The sequence below is a fragment of the Photobacterium sp. Alg240-V54 genome (genome assembly GCF_900537155.1).
GTDB lineage: Bacteria > Pseudomonadota > Gammaproteobacteria > Enterobacterales > Vibrionaceae > Photobacterium.
In genome coordinates this window covers 520,687-540,849 of record NZ_UNRL01000001.1, presented here as the reverse complement: position 1 = coordinate 540,849, position 20,163 = coordinate 520,687, and the positions used below count along the sequence as shown (strand labels likewise).

Here is a 20,163-nt window from a genome sequence, read left to right as displayed (position 1 = left end):
GAGTTTTCATTGTCATTACCTTTAAAGGTCGTGCTATTACAACAAGCACAGTATGACAGGGAATAAGAATGCCCGATGCAATCTCAGTCTACACCTCAAACCAATAATTGGGTGCGTTGCGATTAGACAATTGAATTGTTTTTAGTGCAAACAAAAAAGATTTGTCGTTATGATTAATTTTAGTTGTTACGATTAAAGGTGAAGATTAAATCTAGAGTAAGCATAACAACTACGTATGTATTATTAATAATATATATGTTACTCGATATGTAACCAATTAAATTTATTGATATAAAAAAAGTTTCCCAATATTTAATATTAGAGAAATTAATAGCCAATAAATGTAATGTTAGTACGTAAAAGTGTATAAGAGCATCTATTACGTTTATAAATATTAGATTGTTAATTTGCCCTTTAGAGGGTAATTAAAGGAGTGTTTAGTGGCTGGTGCAAGTTTATTAACTTTGCTTGATGATATCGCAACGGTACTTGATGATGTTGCCGTGATGACCAAAGTCGCTGCGCGTAAAACCGCAGGTGTTTTAGGTGATGATTTGGCATTAAATGCGCAACAGGTTACTGGTGTGCGTGCTGAGCGTGAGTTACCTGTGGTGTGGGGCGTTGCAAAAGGCTCATTTAAAAATAAATTAATCTTAGTCCCTGCGGCGTTATTAATCAGTGTCGTGGCGCCATGGTTAATTGTGCCGATGTTATTATTGGGCGGTTTATTTTTATGTTTTGAAGGCGTTGAAAAGATTGCTGAAAAATTATTTCACCATGATAGCGATGTCAAGCCACAGCAAATATCGGCAGAGAATGTTGATTTAGTCGCCTATGAACGTGAAAAAATAAAAGGAGCAATAAGAACCGATTTTGTGTTATCGGCTGAAATTATTGTGATTACATTAGGCACAGTACAAGATCATCCCTTTTTAACTCAAGCTATTGTGGTGAGTCTTATTGCGGCGGTAATGACAGCTGGGGTTTACGGTTTGGTTGCAGGGATTGTTAAGCTTGATGATGCGGGTTTGTATCTTGTAAAACATAGCAACGGAGCTGGATTTAAGCACAGTTTTGGCTCGTTATTGGTCAATGTTGCGCCTTATTTAATGAAGACATTAGCCGTAGTTGGTACTATTGCGATGTTTTTAGTCGGTGGTGGTATTGTGGTTCACAGTATTCCGCAAATACACACCTTGGTTGAACAATTAACTCAGCAGGTCACCTTTTCTGGATCTCATACCATTGTGCCGCCGTTATTAAACGGTGTCGTAGGTATTATTGCCGGTATTGCAGTGCTGGTGGTTGTGAGTTTAATAAATAAAATTCGTGGTAAGTCTGCACATTAATTTATTATTGTTAGTGTGCTAAATCAGCAAGATATAAAATCAAAAATGCCAGTGATATTAAGCACTGGCATTTTTTTATGATCTATTTTACGTTATTACCACGTGTATTTAATACCCATACGGTAACGTGTTTGACGATTGTCTGTATAACGACTTTGGCTAACGTTCCCCACTTCTACGAAGGGGCGCCACATTGTGCCTTCAACGGTTTTGTAGGTGTACATTAAACGGAAGTTATGCAGGTAGTTAGTATCTTTATTGTCGAATTGTGGTAGTGCATCGCCTTCCATTTCTTGCCAAATTTGGAACTCATATTGGAAGTCCCAATTATTGGTGTTGTAACCTAGCCAGAAATCAACTTCTTGAATTTTAGAAATATAATTTTGTTGATTAAGGTTTTGTTGATTGTAATCCCAGAACTTCCACTTATAACGACCTTGAACACGAATACCATTATCAAAACGATAGTTTAAACGTGCGTAAGGTACATAAACTAAACCTTGCGAGGTGAAATCGAGTGAAAGGCCACCGATGCCCATAATGTTATCAGTTAACTTTTTGTAGTAATACGCTGAAAACTCAGAGCCGTTCATTGTCATACCATCAAACATGGTATTGAGTTGATCATTGTTATAACGCGCGTCTAATTCAAAACCAATATTCTTACCCGTATCTAAAAATGCTTTTACGCGATCGCCATGACGATTAGTACCATCACGATATTCATGGCGATATTCAATAGTAGTTTTGTAATCGTTGGCATAGCTAAAACTTGTCGCAGATAAAAGGGTCGTTGCAAGGATTACTTTAGTGATGGTATTCATTGATTGTCCTTAATTTAATATGAGTTATGTCGCGCTTTCTCTGTTAAATAGAGACAGCGTTAAATTAATAATAAAAAGATCTATTACAGGTTATTTATGAACGGCTATAAGTAAGCATTGGCGCTGTGTGCCGGTACGGTTGTTGGTCGCCATGGATCGCCTGTGTGCTCAAGCCATGGTATTAATTCTTCAGTAATTAATTTGTCGATAAGCATTGGATTCGTAGCAGCAATATTTTCCATTTGGTATGGGTCAATTTGATTGTCATGCAATACATAAGTCAGCGGCTTACCAATTTTTCTATCAATCATTAAGGTATAGCGTTGCGAGCGAATGCCACGTCGTCCATATGATTGGCCGCCATAGGGCATAAAAGTGTAAAATTGTGATGTTGGTTTACTATCACCATCAATGCCACGTAGAGTATTGGCAAAGTTCGTACCTTCAACGGTATCTGGGATGAGATTTTCCATGCCCATTAAACCCAGCATGGTTGGGTAAATGTCTGGTGCTGAAAATAACAAATCATTTTGCTGTGGATTAAGCTTACCCGGCCACCGGAAGATCATTGGAATACGCATGGCTTCGTCATAGTGAACATTCTTAGTTGGATTACCGTTTGAACCCATGCAACAGCCATGATCAGAGAAAAACACCACTAACGTATCTTCAGTAAGGTTGAGGCGATCTAATTCATCAATAATGCGTCCGAATTGCTCATCAACTCCATTAACCATTGCCATATATTGTTTAAAATACTGCGGACCATAGCCTTCTTGGTAAAGTTTATCCCATTGCACATTAGGACGGGTATTTAATTGTTGTGATGTTTTACCACTAAAGCGATCTAAATACTTTTGTGGTACTTGATCATAAGGCGAATGAGGTGGATTCATCGAAACCACAAGTGTAAATGGCTGATCTTGCTTACGGTATTGACCATTTTCATTGCGTAGATATTTAATTGCGATATCAGCTTCGTGCTCAGGGCTCCACTGATTAATCCGCAGAGGTTTATCGCGCGTTGTATCATTGGTCCAGTACATTGGCGTCATATGTTTGTCATAGGTGCCATAGGCATACCAGAAGTCAAACCCATGACGACGATCAGGCGCTGTCCAATCATTCCAATAACGCCCTTCAGCTGGGTTATTGTAGCTAGGGATAAAAGGGGCTTGTGGTGCATCTAGGTGCCATTTGCCGATATAACCCATGCTATAGCCTTGTCTTTTAAGAACATCTGACCACGTTAATGTACTTTTCTTTAATTCAATACCGAAATCTTTACCACCAAATTGGCCTTCAACACCTGTGTGGCTATTACCTTGAATACCATTACGGTAAGGGTATTGCCCAGTCATTAACATGCCACGGAACGGAGTGCATAGTGGAAAGTTTGATACAGCTTGGCGTAAAACGGCACTTTGACGTGCAAATTTATCAATATTGGGTGTCATTGATGGATCTTGCTGCATAAAACCTAATGCTTGAGCACGAAATTCATCAGGAAATATGATGACTAAATTAGGTTTTTTAAGTGTTTTTTGTGAGCTTGCTTTTGAAGCCGTTGCCGCTTGGGTATAACCCGCAGATAAGGTTGCAGCAACAGCACCACTAGCTGCCATACCTTTTAGTAATCCTCGACGTGATATAGACATCAACAAATCCTTATAAATTGAAAATATATAGTACTAGAGCATAAGCTTTTGAGTTGCTTCGGATCGTAAGCTAATGAAAGTTTCTTGACTGTGTAATTGGTCACATAAAAGAGATCGAAAGCAAAATAATGTAATTACTGATTAATTTGCGATAAATATAAGAGAGATGACGCGGTATTTTATAAATTCAAGCTATGAATAGTTGGTTTATTGACTTTCGTTCTATATGATAGAAGGACTTACGTAACCTTACGTAAGATTTCACCGAAAGATATCGAAAGAATGTGAAAGAGATCAAAAGTTTTGTCTTGTCGCATTGTGGCTTTGTTTTTTAAGTGTAAGATTATTTCGAAATTAAATGAAAGAGATTTTGTTTGGTTTCACAAGGAGACAAAAGTGAAAAGTGCAATTGAAAGGCGAATGGAAATCGTCAACGTGGTGAACCAAGAAGGAAAAGCCCGTGTCGAGGATCTCGCAGAAAAATTTAATGTATCAAGTGTCACGATTCGTAGTGATCTGAGTTTCTTAGAAAAGAATGGTTATGTAGTGCGTTCTCATGGCGCAGCTATTCCTAACTCAGGTGTGATTGCTGAATTAACTATTCATGAAAAGCGCCGGCATAACGCAGGAGTTAAATCGCTTCTTGGCCAAGCCGCTGCCAAGCTTATTCATGACGGTGACACTGTAATTTTAGATTCTGGGACAACAACACGCGAAATCGCAGCCAGCTTAAAAAGTATGGAAAATGTTGTTGTCATGACCAATGGTCTGGATGTGGCAATGGAGTTAGCTTCAGCACCGGGTGTTGAAGTTTTAATGTCAGGTGGCGTACTTCGTAAAGAAGCGTTATCTTTTTCAGGCTCTCAAGCCGAAGCTGGCCTCAAGAATTTTCGTTTTGATAAAGTTTTTCTTGGGGTTGATGGCTTTGATTTACGAGCTGGTATCACGACACACAGCGAGCAAGAGGCAAGCCTCAACCGTTTAATGTGTGAAATTTCTGAACAAGTGATTGCGGTAGCTGATTCGACAAAGTTTGGTAAACGTAGCTGCCATATGATTCGTGAGTTCGGAAATATTGATATTTTAGTAACAGATGCGGGCATTCCTGAAGATTATTTAGCTGGTCTTCGTGAAATGAAAGTAGAAGTTATTATTGTTGAAAAAGAGCACTGACTGATTAACTCCATGATCACATCACAGATGATGATTGTGGAGTTAATAAATGAACACCCTACAAACGCTTGTCCAACGCCATAAAGCAGGTGGCAATAATGGTATTTATGCTGTTTGCTCTGCACATCCGCTGGTTATTGAAGCGGCATTTGCTCAAGCGTTGGATGATAACTCAGCTTTATTAATCGAAGCGACGTCAAATCAAGTAGATCAATTTGGTGGTTACACCGGAATGACACCGATTGATTTTCGTCACTTTGTATTAACGATGGCTGAACAATTTCATTTCCCTACCGATAAACTGATTTTAGGTGGTGATCATCTTGGTCCTAATCGCTGGCAGCATCTAACAGCTGCTGAAGCAATGATGAATGCCGATGATTTAATTGCTGCTTATGTCGCTGCAGGCTTTAAGAAAATCCATTTAGATTGCAGCATGTCTTGCGCTGATGATCCCATTCCTCTCTCTGATGATACCGTTGCGGAACGTGCTGCACGTTTAGGTGCAATTGCCGAAAAAACAGCATTAGCAACTTTTGGTTATAGCGATCTTGTGTATGTCATTGGTACTGAAGTGCCTGTCCCTGGTGGTGCAGCAGAAACGTTAAATACGGTGGAAGTGACGTCACCACAAGCTGCAATGAAAACAATCGAAACTCATCAACGTGCGTTTGCTGCTGCAAATATAGCTGATTGTTGGACACGTGTGATTGGATTAGTGGTTCAACCTGGAGTTGAATTTGATCATACTGGTGTTATTGATTATTGCCCAGAGAAAGCGAATGTGCTCAGTGGTGTGGTTGATAGTTTTCCTCACATGGTATTTGAAGCGCACTCGACAGACTATCAAACCCATGCAGCTTATCGTCAATTAGTTCAAGACCACTTTGCTATTTTGAAAGTGGGCCCAGCATTGACCTTTGCTATGCGTGAAGCACTATTTAATTTATGTGAAATTGAAGCTGAAATTATTCCTAAAGCACATTGTTCTAATTTACGTGAATGTATTGAAGCGCAAATGTGTGAAGCCCCACAGCATTGGCAAAAATATTATCATGGCAATGAATCTGAACAACGCTTCTCGCGCTGTTTTAGCTTTAGTGATCGTATGCGCTATTACTGGCCTGATAGTGTGATTAATCAAGCCCAAGCAACTTTATTTAGAAATTTATCTCGAGTGGATATTCCGTTACCCCTTCTTAGTCAATATATGCCACAGCAATTTCAACATCTGCGTGAAGGTTTAATTTCATCAGATCCTAAAGCATTGGTATTAGACACAATTCGTCAAGTTTTACGTGCTTACTCTCAAGCATGTACTGAAAAATTAATCGCAGAGGTTTAAATACATGGAACAATATTTAGGTTATTCAGCAGCTGAACTTCAGCGTTTTTCGGGTTATTGGACCGCAAAAGAAATCAACCAACAACCTGATTGTTGGGCGCAAACTGCGGCAATTACACGTGAGTGTGAAGCACAAATTAAATGCTTTATGGATAAAGTTTATAATTATTCTAATTTACGCATTGTGTTAACTGGAGCGGGTACGTCAGCGTTTGCTGGTCGTTCTTTAGCTTTAGGCTTATCTCAGCGTTTACAACGTCGTGTTGAGGCTATTTCAACCACTGATATTGTGTCAAATCCTAGTCAATGTTTTGCCGAAAATATTCCTACCTTATTAGTGTCGTTTGCACGCTCAGGTAATAGCCCTGAAAGTGTGGCTGCGGTTGAGCTTGCTAATCAAACATTAACTGAGTGTTTTCACTTAGTATTGACCTGTAATGTCGATGGGCAGTTATATAAGTGTTGTAAAAATGATAAGCAATCACTTGCACTTCTTATGCCCGCTGAAACCAATGACCAATCTTTTGCCATGACCTCAAGTTTTTCATCAATGATGCTAGCAGCTTTTTCGGTTTTAATGTATGGCAACGATTACACGAAAGGTATCGAAAGCATTTGTAAGTGTTCTGTGGGGCTGATCAAAGATTTAAATACCCAAATAAAGGATACTGCTAGTCAAGAACTAGAGCGGGTTATTTATCTAGGCAGTGGTGGTTTACAAGGCTTAGCCCAAGAGTCGGCATTGAAATTACTTGAACTAACGTCAGGTAAAGTCGTTGCAACATTTGATTCTCCATTAGGGTTTCGCCATGGACCAAAATCTATTGTGAATCAAAATACGATGATTGTGGTGTTTATAAGTAACGACCCATATACCCGTAAATATGACTTGGATCTTTTAGCTGAACTTTGTCGCGATAATATTGCAGCTCGAGTGGTAGCGATTACAGCGCAAGCAGATGAGATTGAAGCAAGTGCTGATGTTATTCATGTCCCTAGCATGGAAACCGCGACCGATGTTGAATTACTTTTTCCTTATATGCTGTATGCGCAAATGTACTCGTTCCATCGCGCACTTGCACTAGGGAATACACCTGATAACCCATGTCCTACTGGCGAAGTTAACCGTGTAGTGCAAGGAGTTACTATCCATTATTTATATGATTATTTGAAATAATTACGAAAGGTAGAACAATCATGACAACGCCAAACATTGTATGGACACGAATTGATGAACGTTTGTTACATGGTCAAATTCGTATTACTTGGGGTAAACATTCAGGCGCTAACCTTATTTTGGTTGCCAATGATGATGCAGCTGAAGGTCCAAATGCGGCTTTTATGCAAGCAGGTATGAAAGCATCAGCTGGGGGGGAATATGCCGTGCGTTTCTTCTCAATCCAAAAAACAATTGATGTTATCGGTAAAGCTTCTCCGCAACAAAAGATTTTTATCTTGTGTAATAACCCAACTGATGTAGCGCGTTTAGTTGAAGGTGGGGTGCCTATTACGCATTGTAACGTCGGTAATATGCATTATCACGAAGGTAAGCGTCAGATTAATAAGACCGTTTCTGTTGATGATAAAGATATTAATGCTTTTGAACGCATGGTGGCGAAAGGGGTAACTTGCACTATTCAAAATACCCCAGATCAAAAACCAATTAATGTACTTGAACTGGCTACCAGCGCTGCTTAAGTCGCGATAGTCAAACGCCAAACGTGTAAAAGGAATAAATCATGTTTTTTGAAGCTGCGTTAGTAGCGGTGTGGGCTTTCTTTTGTGGTATCGATAAATACGATGTTGCATTGAATATTCACCGTCCGCTTATTACAGGTCCGGTTGTGGGCTTGATCATGGGTGACATGCAAATTGGCTTGATTGCAGGTGCGACATTAGAACTTGCTTGGTTAGGTTTAGTCCCTAACGCCGGTGCTCAGCCACCAGATGTAACATTAGGTACGATTGCTGCGGTTGCTTTTGCAGTGATGACGGGTCAGTCAGCAGAAGTGGCGATGGGTGTGGGTATGCCGATTGCAGTATTGATGCAGATGTTGGTTATCGGCTTCTTTGCAATGACATCATTCACTATGGGTAAAGCGGATCGCTATGCTGAAAGAGGGGATTCTGCAGGCATTGATAAGCTGTTAATTGTCACCATCTTATCGCGTGCAATGCTGTATGCCACAGTGGCTTTTGTAACGGTTTACTTTGGTGAGCATGCGGCGACTTGGATTGATGAAAATGCACCAAAAGCACTGCTAACTGGTTTGGGTATTGGTGCCAAGATGGTTCCTGCGATTGGTTTCGCTATGTTGTTGAAAATCATGTGGTCAAAAGAAGTGGCGGGTGTGTTCTTCATTGGCTTCGTCATGACTACTTACTTAAAACTACCAATTATGGCTGTCGCAATTATCGGCGCTTCAATTGCAGCACTGTACTACTTCTTTAGCGGTTCAAACAACGGCGGCTCTAATAACAACCAACCTGGAGAATATGAAGATGGCATCTGATATCACAGCGGGAACACTTCGCGATAAAAACACGGAACAACATGTAAGTTTGGTTGATGATATCGATGCATACGAAGATACCACGCCACGCAAAGTGATCACTAAGAAAGATCTTTGGATGTGTTCTATCCGCGGTCTATTCATGGAAGGTAACTTTAACTTTGAACGTATGCAAGCGGGTGGTTTCGCTTACTCAATTATTCCAGCACTGAAAAAAATTCACGGTGATAACAAAGCCGATTTAGCCAAAGCATTAAAGAACCATCTGCAGTTTTTCAATGCCTCACCTAAGCTGTTTACCTTCTTATTAGGTACAGCGATTGCGATGGAAGAGAACAAAGAAAAACCATCAACCGTTAACGTAATGAAAGTGGCGGGAATGGGACCAACAGGTGGTATTGGTGATGCTATCGACCACATGACCTTGATGCCATTAACCCTAGCGTTAGGTGCGTCAATTGCAATGGAAGGCTCTATTGCCGGTCCATTTGTGTTCTTCTTCTTATACCAAATTGTTCACTTTGCAGTTTACTTTGGTTTGATGTTCATGGGTTACAAAGCGGGTACTGCCGCGATGGTTAACATGAGCGATTCAACTGAGAAGTTGGCAAAAGCCGCCAATATTATGGGTATCTTTGTGATTGGTGCGCTCTCCGCGACCTTTATCAAGGTGCAGACCACCCTCAGTCTCGAACTGGGGGGCAAGGTGGTCGACTTGCAAACCGCATTATTTGACAAGGTGATGCCAAATATTCTGCCGCTGATGTTGGTGTTCTTCATGCTCAAAATGGTGAAAGGAACAGGATTCTGGGCTAAGCCACCAGTATTGATTTTCAGCACATTAGCAGCCGGTGTTGTCGGCCACATGCTCGGTATTTTGTAATAACACCCTCGTTTAGTGGTGATGAGAGTCATCATCAATAATATCAAGGGGGACGATGCTCCCCCTTATTTTCAAGGAAAGAATCATGATTGGTATCGTCGTTTCAGGTCATATTAACTTTGCATCAGGTATGGAATCAGCGGTTCGCGCCATTGCTGGTGAGCAAGAACAAATGACGTATGTGGATTTTGTTGAAACCATGTCTACCGATGAGCTAGAACAGGCTTTACGTCAAGCCGCAGCCGATGTGGATAGTGGTGATGGCGTGTTATTTTTAACCGATATTCCTGGTGGATCTCCCGCTAATCGCGCCTTAGCAATAGTAATGGATACCCCTAATGTAGAACTTATTGGCGGCGCTAATTTACCGATGATTGCCAATGCTGCCTTTGAGCGTGATGATGCAGACTTAACTGATCTTGTTGATACCTTGCTTGATATTGGTATGTCATGCATGAAAGACATGCGTCGTGAACTTAACAGCATGATGACGCAATCAGCTGAACTTGAATGTGAAGACGGACTGTAATTATGCGCTTTGCACTTCATCCACAACGTATATTCACCCCCACAGGGATCCGCTATAACCACTATGTAGTAGTGAATAACGGTAAGGTTGAAAGCGTTACTGATAGCCGACCTTTTGATTGCGAAGTGATTGAATTAGAAGGTCAAACATTAGTTCCTGGTTTTATTGATATTCATATCCATGGCCGTGCAGGCGCAGATGTCATGGATGCAACGCCAGCAGCTTTACAAACTATCGCCCAAGCATTACCAGCAACAGGCGTAGTGGCATGGGTTGGAACCACAGTAACCGCACCTTGGCTAGACATCGTGTCTGCTTTACAACAAGTGCGCCATTTCTGTGAGCAACCGCAACCATCAGGGGCAAGGTTATTAGGCAGCTTTCTTGAAGGGCCTTACTTTACAGCAACACATCGAGGTTCACACCCAACTCAATATTTAACCGCGCCAACCATTGCGGCGTTAGCAGAATTAAAAGAAGTTGCTGCAGATTCATTATTACGCGTCGCCCTTGCACCTGAATATGATGGTGCTAGTGAAGCTATTCAGTGGTTAACCGATAACGGTATTAAAACCTCGATTGCACATACCAATGCCAATTTTGAACAAGTGACCCAAGCCCATCACCATGGTGCCGATTGTGGTGTGCATTTATTTAACGGTATGAGTGGCTTACATCACCGTGAGCCAGGTTGTGCAGGGGCAGTGCTTTATCACGATATGTTAGTTGAACTGATTGCTGATGGTATTCATGTTCATCCTGTAATGATGCAACTCGCTTATCGTATCAAAGGCTATCAAGGTATGGCGTTAATTACTGATTGCATGCGTGCTGGTGGTCTTGAAGATGGTAAGTATCAACTAGGTGCGCAGATGGTTAACGTAACCAATGGTGAAGCACGTACTGATGATGGCTCTTTGGCTGGTAGTACTTGCAGTTTAGATCAAGCTATTCGCAATATGATCTTATTAGCCAATGTACCGGAATGGGAAGCGATTCAGATGGCAACCGCAGTACCTGCAAAATATTTGGGTATTGACGATCAATTAGGTGCCATTGCCCCTGAATATAACGCCAGTTTTGCTGTGCTTAATAGCCAATTTGAAATTCAAGCAACGTTAATCGATGGTGAGTGGCATTACCCAGCATCGGCTCAACAATAATTTGTAATCATTCACAGCCTATTTAACTGCTGTGAGTAATGTAATGATTTAAGAGGTTTTTCATGGAAATTCGTCAACCAATTCATAGCCAGCATGCTAAGCAATTAGATACTGCAGGTATTCGTGAGCAGTTCTTAATTGAAAATATGTTTCAAGAAGGTCAAATCAATCTTACCTATAGTCATATCGATCGCATTATTGTGGGAGCAGCAGTGCCAACCACAACGGCTATCGAATTTGAAGGCGGTAAAGAAATAGGGGTTGATTACTTTTTACAACGTCGCGAATTAGGTGTGATCAATATTGGTGCGCCTGGGTTAGTGATTGTTGATGGTGAAACATTTGAGATTGGCTCACGTGAAGCTATCTATGTGGGAATGGGCGCTAAGAATATTCGTTTTGAAAGTGTGATTGCCGATAAACCAGCCCGTTTCTACTTAAATTGTGCGCCTGCTCATCATGGTTACCCAACCCGTAAAATTACCCGTGAAGATGCATCACCAGAGCAAATTGGTAGTCAAGAAAACTGTAACGTTCGTACTATTTATAAGTACTTACACCCATCAGTGTTACCAACTTGTCAGTTATTAATGGGCATGACGGAACTCGCTGCAGGTAGTTTGTGGAACACTATGCCATGTCATACCCATGAGCGTCGCATGGAAGTGTACCTATATTTTGATATGAGCCAAGACAACATCGTGTTCCATTACATGGGTGAGCCTCAAGAAACTCGCCATATTGTGGTACGCAATGAACAAGCTGTGATTAGCCCTAGTTGGTCAATTCACTCTGGTGTTGGTACTGCAGCGTATACCTTTATTTGGGGAATGGTAGGTGAAAACCAAACTTTCCACGATATGGATCATGTTGCGATGAGCGATCTTAAATAAGCCGTTGTGGTTAATTATTAATGAATTTAGTGAGTAGCGTTGGCGACTATTGCTAGCGTTACTATACAAGGATAGAACTCGATGAATATGTTTGATTTAAGCGGTAAAGTCGCGATTGTGACTGGTTGTAATACAGGTCTTGGTCAAGGTATGGCATTAGGACTTGCAAAAGCAGGGGCTGATATTGTGGGTATTGGCCATCAAGCCGCGCCTGAAACTCAAGCACAAATTGAAGCATTAGGACGTAAATTCCATTACATCACCGCCAACCTTATGCAGCAAGATAAGCTGGAAAGCATTGTTGCAGAAGCGGTAGAAGTGATGGGGCATGTTGATATTTTAATTAACAATGCTGGCATTATTCGTCGTCAAGATCTGCTTAAATTTTCTGAAAGTGATTGGGATGATGTAATTAACATTAACCAAAAGACATTGTTCTTCTTATCACAAGCCGTGGCTAAACGTTTTGTTGAACAAGGTAATGGCGGCAAAATTATTAATATCGCTTCGATGTTATCTTTCCAAGGCGGCATTCGCGTACCATCATACACTGCAAGTAAATCTGCAGTTATGGGACTAACCCGCGCGTTAGCGACTGAACTCGCTGAATATAATATTAATGTTAATGCGATTGCTCCAGGTTATATGGCAACTGATAACACTGAAGCCCTTCGTGCTGATGCTGAACGTAATGCGGCAATTTTAGAGCGTATTCCAGCTAATCGTTGGGGTTTACCGTCAGATTTAGAAGGCCCAGCAGTCTTTTTAGCATCAAGTGCGAGTGATTACATTAATGGTTACACCATCGCGGTAGATGGTGGTTGGTTAGCGCGCTAAGGAGAGCAGATCATGGCAGCATTAGGTTCAAAAGAAACGATTTTAACGGCAATGAAGCGTGTTTATCGTTACCAAGCACAAAACCAAACTCGCAGTGTGGTTCGTCGCAGCGGTAAAACTCGTTTTATTAAAGATACTGACTGGGAGCGTGGCGTATTTTGGTCATGTGTCTCTGCAGCATGGCTAGCAACAGATGATAATGAATACCTTGATGGGGTGATGAATTATACCCTTCATACTGGTTTTAGAACCGGGCCTAATGATCGTTTTGCTGATGATCATATTTGCTGCCAAGCCTACCTTGATGTTTATCCATTAATTGATCAAGTGGAAGCGTTAGAGCCAACCATTAAAGCGTTAGATCTTATGGTTGATAATCCACAGCCTGGTCGTAAAGATTGGTGGTGGTGTGATTCATTATTTATGGCACCGCCCACATTTGCGGCATTAACCCAACGCACCGGTGATCCTAAGTACCTTGATTACATGAACACTGCATTTTGGGATTCAGTTGAGCATTTGCTCGATCCTGAAACGGGTTTATTCTACCGTGATTACCGTTATATTCCTGACGGTAATGGTGGCGAATTACGAGAAGCTAACGGTAATAAAGTCTTCTGGAGCCGAGGTATTGGCTGGGTATTAGCCGCTGTGCCACGTTTACTTGCGCGTATGCCAGAAGATTATCCACAGCGTGAAAAATATTTAGCGTTGTTTAGCTCGCTTGCAGCAGAAGTGATTAAGTATCAGCAAGCTGATGGTTTTTGGCGTACAAGTTTGCTCGATCCTGAAAATTTCCCTGCACCAGAAAGCAGCGCTACCGCATTATTCTGTTACGGTTTAGCGTGGGGAATTAAACACGGGCATCTTGATGCTGAAACATATCTGCCTGTGGTTGAAACGTCATGGACTGCTCTGCAAAGCTGTATTCATGATAATGGCATGATCGGTTGGGTACAGTTACCTGCATTTAATCCGCGTGATGTCGCCTTTGAACATAATATTGATTACGGTGCTGGCGCATTTTTATTAGCTGCAACAGCAGTTGCTGATCTGGTCGAATAAATAACAATAACGTCAACGCTATAAGTTGAAAGCTAGGTGAGTTCAAGCCGATCTACATGCGAGATCGGCTTTTTTATGGTTCATATCGAATTAGCTAAAAACGATGAATATACATAAGGATATTGTAATGAATAAGTTAGCCATTATAGCTGCTGCTGTGACAGCAAGTATGACAAGTTACCATGTGGTTGCTGAAACAGTGACTCCAACGGCTGAGCCTGTTGCTGCGGTATATAACATCAATCATGCTAAGGTTGCTCCTGTTATTGATGGTATCGCCCATGATAATGAATGGAAATCAGCTCAAGCATTAACCGATTTTACTTTTCCTTGGCGTGATACGCCCGCACCAGCAACAGAATTTAAAGCTGTGTGGCATGCTGATTCTGTCTATTTTCAATACACAGTAACGGATGCGAATGTTGCGATTGGCACAGATCCAGAACGTGCTATTTTAGATTCCGATCGCGTGGAAATTTTCCTTGCCAAAGATGTGCAATTATCGCGTTATTACACCATGGAAATTGATCCTAAAGCACGCGTGTTTAGTGCAGAAGCCAGCTATGACATGGTCAATAAAAAACGGGCATCATTAGACAGTAATTGGACATGGAAAGGCTTAGAAACCAAAGCAAGTTTAACCGATAGCGGCTATGTTGTTGAAGGTAAATTACCCCTGCAAACATTGACCGATTTATCGCTATGGCAGAATAAACAACAAACGCAATTATTGTGTGCTTTAATGCGGGCAGAATTCACTCAACAAGCAGATGGCAAGTTGGATATGGGGTGGATGACATGGATAGATCCTAAAACACCTAAGCCAAACTTCCATAACCCGCAAACATTTGGCCATTGCCAGTTAGTAAAATAACGATCTTTAATTAATATAGACCATTAAAAAATAAGGTTTATGCTGATATTTATATCATACGGCATAAGCCTTTTTTTATTTTATAGGTTTGACGCTGTTTTTTATGGTGGTGTTTTAGATAGGAATATCATGCAAATATTGGGATAAACACTAAAGTCTGTGAGATAATGCTTGGCTAAGGTATAAATCTGCCACCATCTGCGGCTAGGTTTATTCTCTCCGAGATATTTTATTGCATTTCCAATCGAGTTAGTGGACTTAATGATACGTATTAATGAAGTTAAATTACCGTTAGATCATAGTGAAGTAGCTTTACATGATTTTGTCATCAACAAGTTATCGATAAATAAAGACCAACTAGTTGATATTCATATCTTTAAACGTGGTTATGATGCCCGTAAAAAGAATGATATCTATCTGATTTATACTTTAGATGTCACTTTAAAAGACGTTGATGAAGAGCAATTACTAACGACGTTTGCTAACGATCATCAGGTGAAAACATCACCAGATACGAACTATAAATATGTAGGCCAAGCGCCTGAAAATATTACTGAGCGTCCAATCGTTATTGGTATGGGCCCATGTGGTTTGTTCACTGGCCTTATTTTGGCACAGATGGGATTTAAACCTATTATTCTAGAACGCGGAAAATCAGTGCATGAACGTGCCAAAGATACCTTCCGTTTTTGGCGTACTCGTGAGCTAAACACCGAATCAAATGTGCAATTTGGTGAAGGTGGCGCAGGTACATTCTCTGACGGTAAACTATACAGTCAGGTAAAAGATCCTCGTTTTCTTGGTCTTAAAGTAAAACAAGAATTTGTTGCAGCGGGCGCACCGGCTGAAATTATTTATCTTAGTAAACCCCATATTGGTACCTATAAATTGGTAACGATGGTTGAGAAGATGCGTCGTAAAATTATTGAACTTGGTGGTGAGATTCGTTTCGAAACCCGCGTTGAAGAAATTAATATTGATGATAATAGCCAAGTAACGGGTGTGACATTATCAACTGGTGAAGTGATCCCGTCAAAGCATGTTGCATTAGCGATTGGCCACAGCGCACGCGATACTTTTAAGATGTTGCATGACAAAGGTGTCCACCTTGAAGCACAATCATTCTCGGTTGGTTTCCGTATTGAGCATAAACAAGAAACTATCGATGCTGCGCGCTTTGGTAAAAATGCAGGCCATCCATTATTAGGTGCTGCTGACTATAAACTGGTTCACCACTGTAAGAATGGTCGTTCTGTTTATAGCTTCTGTATGTGTCCTGGTGGTGTCGTTGTTGCTGCAACATCAGAGCTTGAGTCAGTAGTAACTAACGGCATGAGCCAATATTCACGTAGTGAGCGTAATGCTAACAGTGCGATTGTGGTCGGTATTTCACCAGAAGACTTTGCAAACGATCCAATGCAAGGTATTGCACTACAACGTAAGTTAGAACGTAATGCTTATATTCTTGGTGGTAGTAGCTATGATGCGCCAGCACAATGTGTAGGTGATTTCTTAGCGGGTAAAACTGTCAGTCAAATGGGCAGTGTTGAGCCGTCTTATAAGCCAAATGTGAAGTTTACTGATTTAAGCACTAGCTTGCCAGATTATGCTATCGAAGCGATTCGTGAAGCATTACCGGCGTTTAATAAAAAGATCAAAGGTTTCTCACATGCTGATAGCATGCTAACGGGTGTTGAAACACGTACGTCTTCTCCTGTACAAATTAAACGCGGTAGAGATTTCCAAAGTATTAATACTAAAGGCCTATATCCTGCTGGTGAAGGTGCAGGTTATGCGGGTGGTATTTTATCTGCGGGTATTGATGGCATTAAAGTTGCTGAAGCGATTGCGCTTGATATGTTGAATGCGTAATTAGTGAACCTGTAAAAGGTGTGATAACCATGAATTATGGTTAGCACACCTTTCATTGTTATTGTATTTTCTAAGTCTTCGCTACAGTTATCTACGTTAATTTCATAAAAACCGCGTTCTAAAAGCACCGTTTGAACATGTTTAAATTTGACTATTCTTAAAGACAACGGCGAATTCTCACCTATCGTGCAAGATGGAGTTGAGCGCGATTTTTGTTAATAATTGAAGTTACTAGCCATGGTGAAATATTTAGTTACAATAACGCGCAATAACAGTAAATAGCCTCTTTTTATTGATTGAGTGCAAAGGGTTTACTGATTGTTCTAATATGGATATATAGTCGGATATAAATAGTCAATGTTAAATGAAAGGCGGTTCTTTTTATCATTAATGCCCTATTTGTTATTGTTAGTGGCAGGGGTAGTCGATTCAGTTGGTTTTTTACATCTTAAAGATGGGGTATTTGCTTCTTTTATGAGTGGCAACTCAACGCACTTAGGGATGATGCTCAGTTATGATGATATTCCTCGAGCTTCTATTTATATTGCAATCTTGGGTATTTTCATTATCGGGGCAATGTCTGGCGAGTTAATTGCCTTATCTAGTCGTCGATTCTACCGCGGTGTCGTGATGGCATCGGTCTCCGTTGTACTGCTATTTGCAACCATCATGCAATATTATGTGCCTTTTTTAGCGGTGAACTTTATCATTTGTTATGCAATGGGGATGCAAAATATTGCCTTGCGATTAACGATTGAAAAAGCAATACCATTGACCTACGCTACCGGATATTTAGTCAATATTGGTCGATTACTGGCATTGGCGATTGTTGGTAAAGGTGATAAAAAGCGCTTGCTTCAATATCTTGGATTATGGGGTTCATTAATTAGCGGTGCAGTGATTGGTGGAGTAATTATGCAAACAATCCCTCAATATTCATTATTACCGGCATTAGCTTTAACGATCTCGATAGCAATCACACTGTTGTATATTGAACAGACTCATCGTTCAACCCCTATTGACACTGAATTGTAATAAATACAGTCAATTCACAGTGTAAATAATGAAAAGGCCAGCATCTATGCTGGCCTTTTCATTTATATTTGATATTTATGCTCCTATCGCATCACGCATTTTACACATAACATCTTGTTTTTGTTCTATTGTTAATATGCGTAATGGTAAACGTGGATCTCCTGCATTAATATCATGCAACATCATGGCTGTTTTACCTGCCGCAACACCACCGTATTCAACTAATACACGAATAAGCGCAATAACATTATCCATTTTACTGATCACTGCTTGATGATCGCCTTTCGCAAAAGCATCAATCATGTCGTGATAAAGTGGTGCTGCATAATTATAAGTACTGCCGACAGCACTGATTGCCCCAACAGCTAATGCGCCAGGAAAATGCTCATCAACACCCCATGGTACATCAAATTTACTATCACAAACGCGTAAACAACGTTGGTATTCATATAAGTTTGTACTATTAAATTTCACGCCATATAAATTTGGAATCACTTTGTCAGCGGCAATTAAGAATTGTTCCATATCAACCGCTACGCCGCTCATTTCTGAATGGTAGTAGTAAAAACCTTTTGATGGCGCTGCATCAGCAACTGCTTTACAGTAATTTACTAGGTCAGTGACATTATTAGGTTTAAAGAAACAAGGACCGATAGCTGAGGTTGCATAAATGTCTAACTGATCAGCATGGCGGGTTAATTCAAGTGTATCGGCAATGCTTAATGCGCCAGTATGAATAATTAGTTTTAATTGGCCTGCACTTGCTTGTACCCAACGTTCTGCAACGGCTTTACGTTCTGCGACAGAACAATGGATCCCTTCACCTGTTGTGCCTAATACATAAGCCCCAACAATTTTGGTATCAATAAGATGCTTGGCGATAGCATCAATAGCGACATAGTCAATTTCACCATTAGCTAAAAATGGTGTATGAGGGGCTGCAATTAAACCAGTTAGCTTTTCCATGTCTCAGATCCTTGTTTGTGAAGTTTTACTTCTAAAGTTTAATAATTATGGAGTTGGATTATCATACGAACTGATATTTAGCTTGGCAATAAAAAAGAAACGACTTTTAGCGCTTTTAATAGAAACTGTGATCTATTGCTATTAATTGTTTTTTCTATTTATAAAATATTTTGTATCGCTATTTTGAGTTGGAATGATGATTAGATTTGATTTTGGAGTAAAACTTCATAATGATGATATGATAAAAGTCGCCAGCTAAGCTGAATAAAGGCAAGGATAACGTATGAATGCAGCAACAGATGCTATTCAAGTAGGTAAAATTTTAGATACGTTAGGTAGTCTTCGTGATAGCTTGACACCATCGGCACGTCGTATCGCTGATTATGTATTAGCGCAACCTCAGTATGTCACTGAGCTTTCAATTGCAGAACTTGCACAACAAGCTAACGTTGGCGAAGCCAGTATTATTCGTTTTTGTAGAGGACTTCATTTTAAAGGTTTTCAAGATCTTAAAATGAAGTTAGCGATTGAAGTTGCAACGCCTCATGACACTGAAAAACATATGCTTGATACTGAGTTAACCCCTGAGGATAATGCTGAACATATCGGCCGTAAGTTACAGCAAACCATTAATAATGTATTGGGCGAAACACTTAACTTACTTGATTTTTCTGAATTAGAAGCGGTTGCGCGTGCTTTTCAGCAGCAACAGCGGATTTATTTTTTTGGCGTGGGTTCATCAGGTATTACCGCAGAAGATGCCAAAAATAAATTAATGCGAATTGGTTTTGATGTCGATGCATTAACAAATAATCATTTTATGTATATGAAAGCGGCATTATTAACTGCTAATGATATTGCGATTGGCATTAGCCATTCTGGAACCTCAAAAGAGACGATTAAAGCATTGGCATTAGCGAAAGAATGCGGTGCGATAACTGTGGCATTAACACATAACCCTTTATCACCGTTGGCTGAATTGTCGGATTATGTGTTAATTAATGGTAATAGACAGGGGCAATTGCAAGGTGACTCTATTGGTACTAAAATAACGCAACTGTTTGTATTAGATATACTTTATACGTTATTAGTTCGTGATAACCCTGAGCATACACGCCAGCAGAAGTATAAAACAACCCAAGCATTAGATTAAATAATTACTGGAAATACCATTAAGGCCGCAT

At 40.4% G+C, this 20,163-nt stretch carries 19 protein-coding genes; 16 read left to right on the top strand and 3 right to left on the bottom strand.

Going from position 1 to position 20,163, the window contains the following annotated elements:
• Positions 1–440: 440 nt before the first annotated feature.
• Positions 441–1,349 (top strand): DUF808 domain-containing protein, encoded by a 909-nt coding sequence (locus G6R09_RS02285; RefSeq protein WP_163920293.1) that lies wholly within the window; start codon positions 441–443, stop codon positions 1,347–1,349.
• A 95-nt stretch (positions 1,350–1,444) separates the two neighbouring features.
• Here the strand turns inward: G6R09_RS02285 and G6R09_RS02280 are convergent, their stop codons facing one another.
• Together G6R09_RS02280 and G6R09_RS02275 are read right to left on the bottom strand one after the other, a co-directional pair.
• Positions 1,445–2,173: an oligogalacturonate-specific porin KdgM family protein gene (locus G6R09_RS02280; RefSeq protein ID WP_163920291.1), complete on the bottom strand. Its 729-nt coding sequence runs from the start codon at positions 2,171–2,173 to the stop codon at positions 1,445–1,447.
• Between the two features lie 104 nt (positions 2,174–2,277).
• The gene (locus tag G6R09_RS02275) at positions 2,278–3,831 is read right to left on the bottom strand and encodes a sulfatase (RefSeq protein WP_163920289.1); all 1,554 of its coding nucleotides are present in this window, start codon (positions 3,829–3,831) and stop codon (positions 2,278–2,280) included.
• Positions 3,832–4,227: 396 nt separating this feature from the next.
• Between G6R09_RS02275 and agaR the strand changes: the two genes are divergently transcribed.
• From agaR to G6R09_RS02205, 14 genes are all read left to right on the top strand, one after another.
• Positions 4,228–5,004: a transcriptional repressor AgaR gene (gene agaR, locus G6R09_RS02270; protein WP_060997262.1), complete on the top strand. Its 777-nt coding sequence runs from the start codon at positions 4,228–4,230 to the stop codon at positions 5,002–5,004.
• Positions 5,005–5,053: 49 nt separating this feature from the next.
• Positions 5,054–6,349, top strand: coding sequence for a tagatose-bisphosphate aldolase subunit KbaZ (gene kbaZ, locus G6R09_RS02265; RefSeq protein WP_065168728.1), 1,296 nt, complete (start codon positions 5,054–5,056; stop codon positions 6,347–6,349).
• Between the two features lie 4 nt (positions 6,350–6,353).
• The gene (locus tag G6R09_RS02260; protein WP_163920287.1) at positions 6,354–7,526 is read left to right on the top strand and encodes an SIS domain-containing protein; all 1,173 of its coding nucleotides are present in this window, start codon (positions 6,354–6,356) and stop codon (positions 7,524–7,526) included.
• A gap of 20 nt (positions 7,527–7,546) precedes the next feature.
• Positions 7,547–8,047 carry a PTS N-acetylgalactosamine transporter subunit IIB gene (gene agaV, locus G6R09_RS02255; RefSeq protein WP_065168730.1) on the top strand — a complete coding sequence of 167 codons (501 nt, stop codon included), beginning with the start codon at positions 7,547–7,549 and terminating at the stop codon, positions 8,045–8,047.
• 41 nt (positions 8,048–8,088) lie between these two features.
• Positions 8,089–8,862, top strand: a complete 774-nt coding sequence (gene agaW / locus G6R09_RS02250; protein ID WP_065168731.1) for a PTS N-acetylgalactosamine transporter subunit IIC — start codon at positions 8,089–8,091, stop codon at positions 8,860–8,862.
• Positions 8,852–9,745 (top strand): PTS system mannose/fructose/sorbose family transporter subunit IID, encoded by an 894-nt coding sequence (locus tag G6R09_RS02245; RefSeq protein ID WP_060997257.1) that lies wholly within the window; start codon positions 8,852–8,854, stop codon positions 9,743–9,745. The genes agaW and G6R09_RS02245 overlap by 11 nt, the downstream gene beginning before the upstream one ends.
• Before the next feature lie 85 nt (positions 9,746–9,830).
• The gene (gene agaF, locus G6R09_RS02240) at positions 9,831–10,274 is read left to right on the top strand and encodes a PTS galactosamine/N-acetylgalactosamine transporter subunit IIA (RefSeq protein WP_060997256.1); all 444 of its coding nucleotides are present in this window, start codon (positions 9,831–9,833) and stop codon (positions 10,272–10,274) included.
• A gap of 2 nt (positions 10,275–10,276) precedes the next feature.
• On the top strand, positions 10,277–11,437 hold the full coding sequence (nagA, locus tag G6R09_RS02235) for an N-acetylglucosamine-6-phosphate deacetylase (RefSeq protein ID WP_065168732.1): 1,161 nt from the start codon (positions 10,277–10,279) through the stop codon (positions 11,435–11,437).
• 62 nt (positions 11,438–11,499) lie between these two features.
• Positions 11,500–12,330, top strand: coding sequence for a 5-dehydro-4-deoxy-D-glucuronate isomerase (gene kduI, locus G6R09_RS02230; RefSeq protein WP_163920286.1), 831 nt, complete (start codon positions 11,500–11,502; stop codon positions 12,328–12,330).
• Positions 12,331–12,411: 81 nt separating this feature from the next.
• Complete coding sequence (gene kduD, locus G6R09_RS02225; RefSeq protein WP_065168734.1) at positions 12,412–13,167, top strand: 2-dehydro-3-deoxy-D-gluconate 5-dehydrogenase KduD; 756 nt, start codon at positions 12,412–12,414, stop codon at positions 13,165–13,167.
• A gap of 12 nt (positions 13,168–13,179) precedes the next feature.
• Positions 13,180–14,232, top strand: a complete 1,053-nt coding sequence (locus G6R09_RS02220) for a glycoside hydrolase family 105 protein (protein ID WP_065168735.1) — start codon at positions 13,180–13,182, stop codon at positions 14,230–14,232.
• A gap of 127 nt (positions 14,233–14,359) precedes the next feature.
• Positions 14,360–15,106 (top strand): carbohydrate-binding family 9-like protein, encoded by a 747-nt coding sequence (locus G6R09_RS02215; RefSeq protein WP_240345688.1) that lies wholly within the window; start codon positions 14,360–14,362, stop codon positions 15,104–15,106.
• 261 nt (positions 15,107–15,367) lie between these two features.
• Entirely contained in the window at positions 15,368–16,978 is a 1,611-nt protein-coding gene (locus tag G6R09_RS02210) for an NAD(P)/FAD-dependent oxidoreductase (protein WP_065168737.1), read from the top strand.
• Positions 16,979–17,335: 357 nt separating this feature from the next.
• Positions 17,336–18,013, top strand: a complete 678-nt coding sequence (locus tag G6R09_RS02205) for a YoaK family protein (RefSeq protein ID WP_065168738.1) — start codon at positions 17,336–17,338, stop codon at positions 18,011–18,013.
• 75 nt (positions 18,014–18,088) lie between these two features.
• Here G6R09_RS02205 and G6R09_RS02200 read toward each other — a convergent pair whose 3' ends face one another.
• Positions 18,089–18,979, bottom strand: a complete 891-nt coding sequence (locus G6R09_RS02200) for a dihydrodipicolinate synthase family protein (protein WP_163920284.1) — start codon at positions 18,977–18,979, stop codon at positions 18,089–18,091.
• Between the two features lie 283 nt (positions 18,980–19,262).
• Here G6R09_RS02200 and G6R09_RS02195 point away from each other — a divergent pair, with 283 nt between their 5' ends.
• Complete coding sequence (locus tag G6R09_RS02195) at positions 19,263–20,132, top strand: MurR/RpiR family transcriptional regulator (protein ID WP_065177149.1); 870 nt, start codon at positions 19,263–19,265, stop codon at positions 20,130–20,132.
• The last annotated feature ends 31 nt before the right edge of the window (positions 20,133–20,163 follow it).

Bases quoted from the DNA above. Each gene is read 5' to 3' on its own strand.
- G6R09_RS02280 (WP_163920291.1), bottom strand. From the start codon at position 2,173: ATGAATACCATCACTAAAGTAATCCTTGCAACGACCCTTTTATCTGCG.
- G6R09_RS02275 (WP_163920289.1), bottom strand. From the start codon at position 3,831: ATGTCTATATCACGTCGAGGATTACTAAAAGGTATGGCAGCTAGTGGT.
- kbaZ (WP_065168728.1), top strand. From the start codon at position 5,054: ATGAACACCCTACAAACGCTTGTCCAACGCCATAAAGCAGGTGGCAAT.
- G6R09_RS02260 (WP_163920287.1), top strand. From the start codon at position 6,354: ATGGAACAATATTTAGGTTATTCAGCAGCTGAACTTCAGCGTTTTTCG.
- agaV (WP_065168730.1), top strand. From the start codon at position 7,547: ATGACAACGCCAAACATTGTATGGACACGAATTGATGAACGTTTGTTA.
- agaW (WP_065168731.1), top strand. From the start codon at position 8,089: ATGTTTTTTGAAGCTGCGTTAGTAGCGGTGTGGGCTTTCTTTTGTGGT.
- G6R09_RS02245 (WP_060997257.1), top strand. From the start codon at position 8,852: ATGGCATCTGATATCACAGCGGGAACACTTCGCGATAAAAACACGGAA.
- agaF (WP_060997256.1), top strand. From the start codon at position 9,831: ATGATTGGTATCGTCGTTTCAGGTCATATTAACTTTGCATCAGGTATG.
- nagA (WP_065168732.1), top strand. From the start codon at position 10,277: ATGCGCTTTGCACTTCATCCACAACGTATATTCACCCCCACAGGGATC.
- kduI (WP_163920286.1), top strand. From the start codon at position 11,500: ATGGAAATTCGTCAACCAATTCATAGCCAGCATGCTAAGCAATTAGAT.
- kduD (WP_065168734.1), top strand. From the start codon at position 12,412: ATGAATATGTTTGATTTAAGCGGTAAAGTCGCGATTGTGACTGGTTGT.
- G6R09_RS02220 (WP_065168735.1), top strand. From the start codon at position 13,180: ATGGCAGCATTAGGTTCAAAAGAAACGATTTTAACGGCAATGAAGCGT.
- G6R09_RS02215 (WP_240345688.1), top strand. From the start codon at position 14,360: ATGAATAAGTTAGCCATTATAGCTGCTGCTGTGACAGCAAGTATGACA.
- G6R09_RS02210 (WP_065168737.1), top strand. From the start codon at position 15,368: ATGATACGTATTAATGAAGTTAAATTACCGTTAGATCATAGTGAAGTA.
- G6R09_RS02205 (WP_065168738.1), top strand. From the start codon at position 17,336: ATGTTAAATGAAAGGCGGTTCTTTTTATCATTAATGCCCTATTTGTTA.
- G6R09_RS02200 (WP_163920284.1), bottom strand. From the start codon at position 18,979: ATGGAAAAGCTAACTGGTTTAATTGCAGCCCCTCATACACCATTTTTA.
- G6R09_RS02195 (WP_065177149.1), top strand. From the start codon at position 19,263: ATGAATGCAGCAACAGATGCTATTCAAGTAGGTAAAATTTTAGATACG.